The organism is Alkalinema sp. FACHB-956 (assembly GCF_014697025.1).
Classification (GTDB): Bacteria; Cyanobacteriota; Cyanobacteriia; order Leptolyngbyales; family Leptolyngbyaceae; genus Alkalinema.
Genome location: NZ_JACJRC010000008.1, coordinates 187998 through 200810, shown reverse-complemented (window position 1 = coordinate 200810; position 12813 = coordinate 187998). Strand labels below are relative to the sequence as shown.

Annotated in this window: 12 protein-coding genes; 7 read left to right on the top strand and 5 right to left on the bottom strand. The window is 50.2% G+C overall.

Annotation, left to right across the window (positions count from 1 at the left end; translation table 11 throughout):
• Positions 1-676: 676 nt before the first annotated feature.
• The 7 genes from H6G21_RS11725 to H6G21_RS11695 are packed head-to-tail and all read left to right on the top strand — an operon-like array spanning position 677 to position 4746.
• Positions 677-1012, top strand: coding sequence for an NADH-quinone oxidoreductase subunit K (locus H6G21_RS11725; RefSeq protein WP_190573600.1), 336 nt, complete (start codon positions 677-679; stop codon positions 1010-1012).
• An 11-nt stretch (positions 1013-1023) separates the two neighbouring features.
• Positions 1024-2466 (top strand): cation:proton antiporter, encoded by a 1443-nt coding sequence (locus tag H6G21_RS11720; RefSeq protein WP_190573576.1) that lies wholly within the window; start codon positions 1024-1026, stop codon positions 2464-2466.
• Positions 2463-2861, top strand: coding sequence for a Na+/H+ antiporter subunit E (locus tag H6G21_RS11715; RefSeq protein WP_190573575.1), 399 nt, complete (start codon positions 2463-2465; stop codon positions 2859-2861). The genes H6G21_RS11720 and H6G21_RS11715 overlap by 4 nt, the downstream gene beginning before the upstream one ends.
• A 2-nt stretch (positions 2862-2863) precedes the next feature.
• Positions 2864-3121, top strand: a complete 258-nt coding sequence (locus tag H6G21_RS11710) for a hypothetical protein (RefSeq protein ID WP_190573574.1) — start codon at positions 2864-2866, stop codon at positions 3119-3121.
• Positions 3121-3417, top strand: a complete 297-nt coding sequence (locus H6G21_RS11705; RefSeq protein WP_190573573.1) for a monovalent cation/H(+) antiporter subunit G — start codon at positions 3121-3123, stop codon at positions 3415-3417. Before H6G21_RS11710 ends, H6G21_RS11705 begins: the two co-directional genes overlap by 1 nt.
• Complete coding sequence (locus tag H6G21_RS11700) at positions 3410-4087, top strand: DUF4040 domain-containing protein (RefSeq protein WP_190573599.1); 678 nt, start codon at positions 3410-3412, stop codon at positions 4085-4087. The genes H6G21_RS11705 and H6G21_RS11700 overlap by 8 nt, the downstream gene beginning before the upstream one ends.
• Positions 4087-4746, top strand: a complete 660-nt coding sequence (locus tag H6G21_RS11695) for a Na(+)/H(+) antiporter subunit B (protein ID WP_190573572.1) — start codon at positions 4087-4089, stop codon at positions 4744-4746. The genes H6G21_RS11700 and H6G21_RS11695 overlap by 1 nt, the downstream gene beginning before the upstream one ends.
• Before the next feature lie 23 nt (positions 4747-4769).
• On the opposite strand, the gene H6G21_RS11690 is transcribed toward H6G21_RS11695, so the two are convergent.
• The 5 genes from H6G21_RS11690 to H6G21_RS11670 all read right to left on the bottom strand — a co-directional run bounded on the left by H6G21_RS11690 (position 4770) and on the right by H6G21_RS11670 (position 12253).
• Positions 4770-5669 carry a DUF928 domain-containing protein gene (locus tag H6G21_RS11690; RefSeq protein WP_190573571.1) on the bottom strand — a complete coding sequence of 300 codons (900 nt, stop codon included), beginning with the start codon at positions 5667-5669 and terminating at the stop codon, positions 4770-4772.
• A 101-nt stretch (positions 5670-5770) separates the two neighbouring features.
• Positions 5771-8122 carry a CHASE2 domain-containing protein gene (locus tag H6G21_RS11685; protein ID WP_190573570.1) on the bottom strand — a complete coding sequence of 784 codons (2352 nt, stop codon included), beginning with the start codon at positions 8120-8122 and terminating at the stop codon, positions 5771-5773.
• A 29-nt stretch (positions 8123-8151) separates the two neighbouring features.
• Complete coding sequence (locus tag H6G21_RS11680) at positions 8152-9336, bottom strand: DUF1822 family protein (RefSeq protein WP_190573569.1); 1185 nt, start codon at positions 9334-9336, stop codon at positions 8152-8154.
• A 101-nt stretch (positions 9337-9437) separates the two neighbouring features.
• Entirely contained in the window at positions 9438-10709 is a 1272-nt protein-coding gene (locus tag H6G21_RS11675) for a sigma-70 family RNA polymerase sigma factor (RefSeq protein ID WP_199307161.1), read from the bottom strand.
• Positions 10710-10732: 23 nt separating this feature from the next.
• A complete protein-coding gene (locus H6G21_RS11670; protein WP_190573568.1) occupies positions 10733-12253 on the bottom strand; it encodes a CHAT domain-containing protein in 1521 nt (506 codons plus the stop codon).
• Between the last annotated feature and the right edge of the window lie 560 nt (positions 12254-12813).

Genomic DNA, 12813 nt, shown 5'->3' with positions numbered 1-12813 from the left:
GAGCTGGATGGGTTGAAGCGCAGGTTTACTCACAGATTCAATCTCTAGTCCCTAATAGAATGCTAAATTAACTGCTTTTTCTGGATTCTTGTAAAAACTCTCTATTTTTTTAAGCCTGAGTAGTTACAAATTCTCTATACTTGCTGGACTACTTTAATTTTTCTATCAGAAACCATTGCTGAGAAACTTGATTAATGATAATAGTTTAATTATTGAAGCTTATTGGACTATTTAGAACAATCTATTGTTTTCATGGAGGTTCCCACCCTGGATTTAACTCCTGCGATCGTAATGTGCGATCGCAAGTGCTGCATGGTCTATCTGTCATTCATGCTCTAATGGCCTGACCTCATCCCTTGCTGACTTCTGATGGTGATTCTGATTAATTTCTCGACCAAGCTTTTTTGTTCACCAGAGACCAGGGATGTAGGTATTTTATGGGCATGGATGTATTAGCGTATTGGCGCAATTGAATCACCCACGATCGAGAGGAAGCTAGTTCCCAGCTTGTGAGCGTAGGATTCATTCAACTGAGCTCAATCAACCGATGCTGTATCTGACACAGGCTTTGATGCAAGTTATTCACTTGCGTCCATGATTGCTTGTCATCGTGCATTATTCAGCGAAATCTCAAGCCATTACTGTCAATCTATATTGTGATTAGGCAAAAAGTATGGTGTTAGAAGCATTTGTTTTTGCAACGATCTTGTTTGGTTTCTTCGGCATCCTGTTCAAAAAGAACTTGGTGATGAAAATCATCGCCATGGATGTCATGAGTACCGGTGTGGTTACGTATTATGTCGTGATTGCAGGCCGGGATGGGGTGTTTACGCCGATTTTGGCTGAGTCGTCTCCGGCAGGAGCCTATGCTGATCCAGTTCCCCAGGCTGTGATCTTGACCGCGATCGTGATTGGCCTCTCTATCCAAGCACTCATGCTGGTCGGAGCCATGAAGCTATCGCGAGATAATCCGACCTTAGAATGTCATGAAATCGAAAAGAATAATACATGATGAATCAATGGATGAATTACTGGACACTAGCTTGGATCGCCTGTCCTTTTTTGCTAGGGTTTATTGTCTACCTCATTCCGCGCGTTAGTCGTTATTTTGCTCTGTTGGGGGCAGTGTTATCCGCGGCCTATGCAACGCAGTTATTTCTGGCAGAATCACCCCTGAGCTTAAGGCTACTGGATCATTTTGGCGTTAGCCTATTGCTTGATCCACTAACTGCATTTTTCATTCTGACCAATGCCTTAGTCACGGCTGCGGTTACTTTCTATTGCTGGGATAGCGATAAAACTCCGTTCTTCTATGCCCAATTATTGATCTTGCACGGTAGTGTGAATTCTGCCTTTGCCTGTGCAGATTTCATGAGCTTATATGTGGCTCTTGAAGTGATTGGCATTTCCACGTTTATTCTCATGACCTATCCCCGTAGCGATCGCTCCCTGTGGGTCGGTTTGCGGTATCTGTTCGTCAGTAACGTGGCCATGCTGTTTTATCTGGTCGGCGCGGTACTGGTTTATAAAGCCCATCATTCCTTTGATTTAGCCGGATTACGAGGGGCACCCCCCGAAGCGATCGCCCTCATTCTTTTGGGACTCTTGGTGAAGGGCGGGGTTTTTGTATCAGGACTGTGGTTGCCACTCACCCATGCAGAATCCGACTCTCCGGTGTCTGCCTTAATGTCTGGCGTCGTCGTCAAAGCTGCTATCCTTCCCCTGGCCCGCTGTGCGCTCTTATTGGAAGAAATTGATCCGATCGTCCGCATGTTTGGCGTGGCAACGGCTATATTTGGCGTGGCCTATGCGGTCGTGGAAAAAGATGCCAAGCGGATGTTGGCATTTCATACAGTTTCGCAATTGGGTTTTATTTTAGCGGCCCCGGAAGTGGGCGGATTCTATGCCCTCACCCATGGTCTGGTCAAAGCGTCCCTTTTCCTGATTGTGGGTCAGTTACCCAGCCGTAATCTTAAGGAATTGCTGCATCAGCCCATTTCCTTTGGCCTCTGGGGGGCAGTCGTTGCCGCTAGCTTTTCCATCTCCGGGTTTCCGCTTTTGGCGGGATTTGGAGCCAAAGTATTGACCATGAAAAATCTTTTGCCCTGGCAGATCATCGGCATGAACTTAGCCGCCTTGGGAACCGCAATCTCCTTCGCCAAGTTCATCTTTTTACCAGTGCAAAAATCACCGGGTGCTTTATCTGGCGGCAAGTCGATCGGCTTTTGGGCGGCCATCCTGCTGTTGTTGGGAGGACTTGTCGCGGCCAATTTGGTCTACTACGATGCGTACACACCCCAAAATGTGATCAAACCCCTAGCCACGATCGGGCTGGGCTGGTTAGCCTACTGGCTGATTTTCCGTCGGTTGGTCGTGAAATTACCCCGAATGTTTGAACAATTTGACCATCTCATTGGGGTGATGAGCCTTAGCTTAGCTCTGTTGTTTTGGATGGTGCTGCCATGATTGGACATTTTATTCTCAGGCTGACAATTTGGTTCCTATTGACCGCTAATCTGAGTCTTGTGAACATTCTCATTGGCGTTGCAATTGCCGTGTTTTTACCATATCCCTCCCATTCACCGGAACGATTGAAAGATCTGTTTCGAGGGATCGGAAAAATTCTTTTGGCCATTCCCCAAGCCTACATCGAGGCCTTTGATTTAATACTTCGCCCCCACACCCACGAAGCCATCATCATGGAGCGAGCCTCCTCCCGTCGATCGCCAGGATTAGTCTTTTTAGATATTTTCCTCATCACCTTTACGCCCAAGACCACGGTTTTGAAATATCACGGTGAAGGTTGGTATGAAGTGCATCTTGTCGATCGAAAAGCACATCTATCCAGACCTGAGACTTGATTATGATTTTGAACCTCTTTCTAATGGCCATGATTGTGGCGTTGCTCATTCCCCTGTATGAATCCTGGCGCAATGATGATATTTGGCAAATGATGCTGGCTTTTTCGAGTATTTCGACTAAAGCTGCAGTGATGATTTTGCTGATTTCTGTACTGCGAGATGACTGGATGATTGGAATTGTCGGGGTCATTGTTCTCAGTGTTGGCAATGCAGGTTTAATGCTTTTGGCACATATTGTGAAACAACTGGGGGAACCTTAATGCGTTTACTGAGCTATGCTTGCATTGCCATGGGACTAATATTTTGGTTTTGGGGCACATCATCGTTACTGAGTCGTCGATCGCTTCTGTTTAAGCTGCATAACCTCTCGGTTTCAGATACGCTAGGTTCAATCAGCATTATTGTGGGATTGTTGCTACTACGCTCCCGCGAATGGCCATTATTGCTACTCGCAATTCTTTCCCTCGCTTTTTGGAACACCATGCTGGGTTACGTGCTGGCCTACTGCTCAAGCAGCCCTCGACTGGACGCGCACCTTGGGAGGAATGATGACTGATTACTACATCTACTGGATTGTGGCCTTGATGCCTTTGGCGGCTTTAATGGTCGTTGTGCAAGCTAATCCCTACCATGCGCTGATTCTCCGTGGAGCGCTGGGAGCAATTTCTGCATTGGTTTATGCAATGCTAGGGGCGGCAGATGTTGCACTGACTGAGGCATTGGTCGGTACATTGCTTGCGGTCACCTTGTATGTCATTACAGTACGGTCATCGCTGGTATTCCGGTTGGGAATCCTACAACAGGATGAATCGGCTATGCAAGTGGATCAAGATGGAGCGAAGAACCAGGATTTCCAGCAACTTCTGATCGCTCTACGTCGAGTTTTTAAGTCCTATTACATGCAGGTGGAATGGGTGACCTACGACGATCGGGATACTTTGCTACAGGCGATGAACCATAAGGAAATTCATGCGACTTGGCTACCGATCGCAGGGTCGCCTTTAGCACTGAGATCGGCGATGGAACCGAGTGATGGGATTGCTGCCGCACCTGCCTATGCACCTGCTTATGCACTGGCAGTCCGATTACAGCGCCTCCACGAAATTCTCAAAGCAGAACTAGACTTGCCCAGTACAAATTTAACTTATGTAGACTTAAGTATTGCGGTCTCTGCTGGGCAGTCGATTGATTCTATCCATTCCGCAAAATCGCAGGAGATAGGGTGATGAAATGGATTTACTTGCTAGCGGGCTTGGTGTTCTACATCAAAATGCTTTGGATGAAGAATCCACAGCCCGTTTTACCCTTTTCCGCAGTGGATGCGATCGCGCAGGATAGTGCTATTCCTAACGTTGTCTCAGGGATTATTTTATACAATCGTCTCTATGACACCATTTTTGAGGTAATTGTCTTTACGATCGCCATCATGGGAGCCCACTTTTTATTAGCCAATGACCGGCCTTCGGTGCAAATCCACCAATTTACCGATTCTTCTTCCATGCTATTGGCGCGGTTGGGAGCAACCGTTGCAGCCTTGGTTGGGATTGAATTAGCAATTCGGGGACACCTAAGTCCTGGGGGCGGGTTTGCCGCAGGGGTTGCGGGGGGAACCGCGATCGGGTTAGTGGCCATGACATCCTCCCTAGAAGGAATGCAGACCCTTTACCAGCGCTGGCGTGTGGCCATGTGGGAAAAGATTTCAGTCCTCATGTTCGTTGTGTTGGCAATGCTAACCCTGGCAGGTTTAGAACTTCCACGGGGGGAAATGGGAGAACTCCTCAGCGGCGGAATTATTCCAATTCTCAATATTCTCGTTGCAGTCAAAGTAACCTTAGGCTCTTGGGCGGTCGTTTTACTGTTTATTCGCTACCGTGGGCTGCTGTAGGGCATTTCCCATGCCCATTGCAATTACCGAGAATTTTGGGCAGGGGCCAACTCCGGTTGTAAGGGAACGGTGGCCAGTGGGGCAAATCCAGCTTGGTCTAATAACTGTTTCCAAGCCATCTGCCCCGGAGAATCCGGGGTTTGTGGTGAAGCGGTTCTCTGGGGCTTGCTGGAGCCCGTTCCCATGGAGCCCGTTCCCATGGAGACCGTTCCCATGGAGACCGCTGAGGGTTGCAGTGTAGTTGTTTGAGAGGTCGTTTGCGATCGCAATAGCTGTCCCAAGGTCGTCAAGGCATCAAACCAGATACCTTTCTTGGCATAGATCATTGCTTTTTGTACCGGATCTTTCTGTTGGCGTAACTGTTGTCCAATGGGTAGTTTGAGTGCGATCCGAGTGATTGAACCACGCAGAATAATTGGGGTGTTAATCGTATCCGCATCACTGATATCGGGGCGTTGGCATTGCACTGAGAAAAACCACTGGTAGGACTGTCCTACTTTGAGCGCGGCTTGGTTTGGAAATGCAATGCTGGTAATTCCTGGCCCGATCGCCTTCGTTTGGAACTGTTGTTTGACTAAGGTGCCCGTTGCGGAATCCTTGAGGCGAATTTCCACCATTTCCTGGTCAGCAAAGCCCTCCGGCGCGTAGATCCATAGCGTGGGTCGATCGCTCACCGTTTGACCCCACTGTACTTTCGATGGGAGTGGGGGGACGATCGCTTGCAGATTGGCATAGCGATCGCATTGGGTGCGCGAGCCTCCGCCTTGGCCCCGTCCGCCCGGTTCGCCGCTATTGGGAGGGGTAGGCGGATCCCATTGAAGACTTTGGGCTAAGCTGGACGAGTTTTGGGCCCTTCCATTCAGTTCAACTTGTGCATTCACTTGCGCATTCACTTGTGCATTAGCTTGCACATTAGCTTGCATATTAACTTGCGCATTCGCTCTTGCATCAACGCTGAACGTGATTCCGAAACCACTGGTCATTAACATTAAGAACGCATAGAACCGGAATGATACAGGTATCATCATGGTTTAACTCCAAGATTAGATGGTTTAAATTTAATTGCACGGGTTAGGCTAGAACTAGCCCATAGCCCAATCATCGGGGGCAGCAATGGCACCCAAGCGCCTTGCAGTAACAGCAGATAAGCTGTAATGATTAACAGCCCCGATCCACTAACCATTGCGCTGATCCAATAACGGCGCGATCGAACGCCTAACCCCACCGCGACCGCAGTCAATGACCAGCCAACGATCCAGAGCCCCTCTGCCAGAAATGGCCAAGGGTGAATCATCGGTCGTCGATCGAGGGCAACACTGAGCAGTTGACTGACCATTTGAGCCTGCACCATTACGCCGGGTAAGCGCGTAGCAAAGGCTTGGCCGTAGGGAGTGGGCCAGATGTCCCCCGTGTTGGGCGTGACGACCCCGACAATGACAATGCGATCGCGGAAGATTTCTGGGTTCACTTCGCCCTTTAGGAGTTGGGTGAGGGCGATTTGTCGTGCCACATTTCTAGGGGAAGCGGGTGATCCCACATTGCGATAGTTCAGCAAAAATTGGATGCCCGCTGCATCCACCGGCTGGTAGCCCGACGATCGAGGGCCCAGTTTATTCAATACCGTTTGTCCAAGTTTCAACTGCTGTTGCGGGGTAAAGTCGATCGCCACCCCTTGGCTGGCTAAATAGCGAAACGCTAATTGGGCACTGAAGGAATAGCTGGCTGTACAACGGGATGTTGATTGCGGAGACATCGAAATTAACTGACGGCGGACAATGCCATCGGAATCCTGAACGAAATCACTAAAGCCAACTTGTTTTCCAGGGGTCTCCGGTGGTGGAAGAATACCACTGGCATCATCCTGGGCATCGGGGCGTTTACAGATAGCCACCAAGCGATCGCTTTTCAGTAACTTGGCTAACTGCGGATCGCTAGCGGAAAAATCCCGATAGATGTCTAACCCAATCACACGCGGTTGGGCTTGGGTTAATTGGGTCAGAAGTTGCCGGGTGGTGAGATCGGACAGAGAGCCTCGACGGGGTTCGTTGCCTTGGGCTTGAATGTCCTGGTCGCCGATCGTGATGACTACAATGCGATCGTCCGGGGATTCTCCCGGTCGTAGCCGCATCAACCCATCCCAAGTCGCCAATTCTGCCGTTTGCAGCCAACCCAAGGCCCGCACTGCAATCACCAACCCCGCCACCAAGATGCCACTGGTTACCCCAATCGAGAGCGATCGCAGGGGGAATTTCGGCGCGGGTGCAGCGGGTAACGTACACCAATCCTGCCAACGGGGGGACGGTTCCGCTGGATTTTGGCAGAGGACGGGTAACCACGAGGCGCAGGGGTATTGGGCTTCGATCGCCTGTAACTTTTCCCGCGCTTCCCGCACGGCCAGATAGAGCGACTGTCCCGCTGAAAATGTGGTGAGAAAGTATTTCAGAAATTCCTGGGCCACTCGATCGGGGACAGGTTCCCGCATGACAATCATTTGGGGAATGTGCAGGGTCGCTAAATCCTGGGCTAAGCCCAACCCATCACAGGAATTAAAAATCGCTAATTTCAGCCCCTGTTCGATCGAGCGTCGTAGGCTATATTTCAAATCTTCGATCGTAATTTCTTCCTGGGGATTCAGTTGCAGAATGCCTCGACTGCGGCTACTGCTATGACCTGCAAAAAATAAAATATCCCAAGGTTGTTCCCAAAGCTGATGATTTAACTGTTGAGCAGTTGGTTCGACTAGAAACTGAAGATCTACTTGGGGTAATTGACTTAGTAAAGTCCGATCGTGCTCAATCTCAATCCCTTGACTGTTGCCTAGGACGGCAAGAATCCGGACTTTGCGGGATTGAATGGGATCGCGTTTGGTGATCGATCGACCATAATTCGGCGGATTCAGCGCCAATTCCGCGCGGGGATAATCGTCGAAAAACTGCCAATGTTCCCAGGGAAACCGTAGCATTTCCAACTGATCCGCCAAAATCACCAACCGCACTTCCTCGATCGGATTCAACTGGGTCCGCAACTGGCGTTCGATCGCTTGGAAGGCCGGATCGCTCAGTGCTTGATTGAGCAGACTGTGTAATGTTTGGCAGAGGGTTTTAAATTCTGACTTGGAAACATGGGTAACATCGGTTTCATCAATTTCAAAAATCGATCGCAGCCCCCCCAGTTGGCTTCCCCCTAAATGGCGATACAGGGCTTGGTAGAGATCACGCCATTGCTGAAAACACCGTTGTAATTCCGGTAGGGCGGGCAGACTCCCCATGACTTGAATGGGATTCGTCTGGCTCTCCGCCCAAATTTGGGCTGCGATCGACGGAAATCCCTGCTGCCAGTTGCCCTTCCCTAAATTTAAAACCACGAGCTGACTCATACTCACTCCTTCCCGCCGTTAGTCAGCCGTTACGCGATAAAGGATTCCATGACCGTGGTTTGCTCTAATGTGACCTGTACCGCAAAGGCCGTTTCGATCGGGCAGCGGAACCGTTGCAATTGAATCACATTATCCGCCGATCGGGCTTGCACTGTTTGTACCGTTTCTCCTTCAGGGGTGACTAAACTGAGTGCTAGATTTTCAGGTAAGCAGTCTACCCCCGCGATCGGGCGAAGTTGTATCTGCACCATCACCCGTTGATCCGCTTCCGGCGTAATCGCGACTAGCAACAGCACGACCTGATCCGCTAACCGCAGGGCTTTCACCCGTCGCACGATCTCCACCGTTTCCTCCCCATCCCGCAGGGCGATCGCGGGTTGTAGTTGTAATTCCTCCAAGGTTTGCCAACCTGTTTCAAATTGATTCTGGAACCATTGTCCTAAGCGAGTAATAGATTGTTGTAAGGTTTGTTGGAGGTTAGCCTGTATCGAATCCACGGAGAAATTTTGCCGGAGTTGGTACAGGCGTTGTCGCCAAACATCCTGGGTGATTAATGATCCCCACAGTGAAAAGGGGATTTCTAAGCGGGGATTGGTCGCATTCCCCAAGCGTTGCAGTAGGTTCTCCGCCTGCACTGCCTCGACTGTTGCTAAGGGCGCGATCGCGGCTTGCGTCACTTCATTGGGAGCCAACTGCTGCACCACCCACAGAACCGAGATATCGGACACCAGAAATTCCCGATCGAGGTGATAGGTGCGATCATCGGCCTCATACCGTCCATGGGTTTTGAGCATTTCATGGGTGGCATAGCCCCAAAGATCGACACAACTCTCCTCTAGATTCACCTGCACCGCCAGAAAATAATCCCCCAGCCAATCCGGTGCATCCACCCATTCCTGGGGAACCACCAATTCGGAGGTATCCACACTGCGATCGGGGAGCAGAATGAGCCGCTTCTGCCCTACCTGAATGCCTGCACCATTCACCCAGGCCCAAACGTTAGAGGGGTTGGAAACGTTGGGGAATGCCGTTGCTTGCGGAAAATATTCCGATCGCAGCCAGGGTAAAATCGTTTGCAAACTGAGGTGATTCAGAAAGAGTCTCCACTGTCCCGCTGTATCAGTGCTGCCTTGGCTTTGGTGTTCTGCCTGCGATCGCACAGTTTGCGGAATGGCTAAAATCAGTTCGGTAGGACTTTCTAGATGGAGACTCATGGGACTTTCCTCGGTGGTGGGCTGGCGACTTCGTTAGGTCGGCTAGCAAGGGTGGTTCGCAAAGCGAGTGAGCAAGGTGAGAATGCAATGATCTGATGCTCTTAGGAACTCGATCGATAATGCAATTGCAGCCAATCCTCTAGCAAGGTGCTCATAGACTTCACCACGGTGGAACTCAGAGAAATATGCAACGTCTCCTGACTCCAACGACTTAAGGCCAGCAACAAGGTTTCCCGTGCCTTGGCCAATTTTCGCGATACGGTGTACTGCTGAATGCCCAGAACTTTGGCCATTTGCTGCTGCGTTAGATTGTCCTGGTAATACAGCTTGAGTAACTGTTGCCCCACATCATCCAACTGCCCGATCGCCCCCTGGAGAAAAGTTTGCATCGCCACTAACTGGGCCGTGCGATCGTCCGCTTCTTCCTGGGAAATTAACTCCCCCATCGGCGAGTCGCGTTGCACATCGGGCAAATCCACCTGCCAATCTTCCTCGCCATCCCCCGCCGCCACATTCAGCGATTGAGTTGCAGGATAGAGGTACCGCCGCACCTGGTTCGCCATTTGTTTCAGCCAGGTTTCTAGGATTTCCGCTGTAACGTCCGTCTCGACGGCTGGGGTCTGCTCTGGGGAAGCACCAGAGTTTCGTTCCGTAGCGGCTTGCTGGTGATACTGCTGGTGATATTGCGCTACAATCTCTGCCCAAGTCTCGGCATCGGGGCCAGTACAGGTACGGCCTTGGGTACTGCGGCTGGGGGGGTAGGCCGCCATAAAACAAGTCCACGCTAGGAGATAGTCCTGCTGCTGACGGGAACTTAAACCTGCTTGACTCAACGTTTCCACCAGTAATCGACGGCTGAGTTTGAGCAACAAACTCCATTCGCTACAGAGATCGATTTCCCGCTGTTGCCGGAGATTACTGCGTAGGATGTTGCAAAAAGCTGTGTTGGCGTAGGTTTTGAGGCTGGGGCGCTGGCTGGAATCGAAGGCCCGCAGCAATCGGGGAACCTCCGCAATCACCCCTTGAAAGCAATCGGAAAAGCTGACCTGGGTGGAACTGACGTGGGGAATAGTGCGATGGACGCTCCAGTAGCAGGTTTCCTGGAGATAAGCCGAGAGATGACCCAAGGCAAGCCGTTGGCGCAGGGCAGGCGTTTGAGGGGTTTCGCTGGTCTGCCAGACCCGATGCCAATAGGTGGCCCAAAACTCATCCGATCGCGTTGGGGTTACCTCCTGAGGGGCATCTTGGGTCACCTGGTTTTGCATACTGCGGCGCAATCGGGCATCCACGACCCAGCCTGCTGCACGATCGGACTGGAACTGCAAAAAACTGGAGAAGCTAGCAATGAGATCTTTACGGGGCTGCATAGGCATGGCTGAATGTCCTTGTCCTGTTTCTACCAGGGATTACCAATCACTGTAAATGCTGCCCAATAGTAAGGATGGGAAAAGTCCGTTTGCGCCAACGTGGGCAACGAGGCCAAGGATAACGGTTGATCGCCTGTGCGGGAGGCAAGGGGACTGGAAAAACTTAAGGTTTGGTTTAACTTTAAAGGATCGGAGGCGGTTGGTTTGAGCATGGCCAGTTGTGCCTGCCGTAACGCGGCGGATTTAATGGGAGCCTGTTTGAGTCGATCGTATAAATGCCGCATCAGCACCAAGGTTGCGGTATCATCCACCGCCCACAGACTGGCGATCGTGGCCTTGGCTCCGGACTGCACCGCCAATCCCGCAAAGCCGAGTTCTGCGTTAGGAGCCCCCAGAGCCGTTTGACAGGCACTCAACACCAGCAATTGCACCACAGGCACTCTGAGGTTGAGTTCTCGGATATCCGTCAAGCGTAAGGGTTGATCCCACAGTTGTAGGTAGGAATCCTGGGCAGAATGGGCTGAGATGACCGCATGGGTGGCGATGTGAACGATGCCGAAGGGTTGCTGCGATCGCGCTTTTTGTAGATTTTCCAGGGTAAAGTCTTCGTTGAGAAGTTGTTTGCCTTGGCCTACGGATTGGGTGACGGATTGGAGTTCGATCGGAACCGCAGGTAAAGGGGGGGCTGTGGCAAACTTGGCGGAACCCATGGCCAACACTTGCAACCCTTGCAGATTATTGGGGCGATGATCCAGGAGGTTAAAGGCTGGAATCACCCCTAGGTTATATTTTTCAATTAAATATTGCTGACCATCGTGCAGTGCTGCCAGGGGTAAGCCCCGCAGTCCTGTGCCGAGACAAAATAAAATGGTGCCAATTTCCTGTTGTTTTAAATCCTGCGCAACGGGTTCAATCAGCCATTGGTATAGTTGCTGTGCGGCGGGGAGGTATTCTTGAGATTCTGTCAGTGGATTGACGACACCGAGGCGAAATTGTGCAGCAACTTGATTGCGGGCTTTGAGAGTCGCGGTGGGTATCGATCGATGAATGGGTTTGCCCTGTGGGGTGACAAGGATGATATCTAGGCGATCGGGCAGGGGAATGGCATAAAGGAGGGCTGTTTTCGTTTTTGTTTGGGGCGTTAACTGGTTTAGTCGTGTTTGAATTTGCTCTAGATTGAGTAATTGGCTACTCAGTTTTCCTTCGTAAAAGGCTTCGTATTGGGCTTTCCAACCCACTTCAACCTGATTAATGGCATCGGCTAAATCTTCCCGATCGAGGCTAGCTTTGAGTTTAGGGATATCTAAGGGCGGAATGACCGGAGCTGGAGTCGATCGCGCTAATACATTTAATTTTGCTGTGGGTAATTTTGCTGTGGGTAATTTTGCTGTGGGTAATTTTGCTGCGGGAGAAAGACGAGTTTCCCCCAGTGCAGGGCGCAGTCCTAACCCAGGGATCAGGGGGCCGATCGACGGAATGATGAGTAAGCCTAACAGGAGCGATCGGGGTATCGAGGGATGTAGAAGCCTATAGCCTTGCCAGCATTTCATAGGAATATTGGATGAGTGCTTGTAGGTTGGCAATGGTCGAGTCAAAATATCCTAGCTGATTCCCAGGGTGTTCCGCTGTAGAACCTCACGAACTGTTGCAATTCCAGTGTTATTCTTCGCCTGGGTTCAGTTTTGTCTGATCCAAGAATTATCTGAGGCAACGTTATTGTGAATGCTATGGCATTAGATAGTTTAACTAGAGAAGATTTGCACTAAATTTGATTGCTAATGTTGAATTCTAGTGTTTGCTTCTAATGTTTAATTCGCTTTCTAAAGTTGCTATTCCGGATTAAATTTTACAATCATCCTAGTGATTAAAATCACAGTTAAATAACTCTAAGCCATTGGCTTTGAATTCAATGTATTGAGTGTTCCTTTGGTACAAACTTTGCCTTGCATGGTTGTGATTTTTGCGATGGTCTTCAAACAGAAAAACGATCGAGTAACCCTCGATCGTTAATTGAGACATGATGTTTTTTCTTGTAACAGTTGAGATTGCTCAGCTCTCTTCTATTACAACCCAAACTTCGAACTGTCTTTAATGTGCCCATTCCACAGAC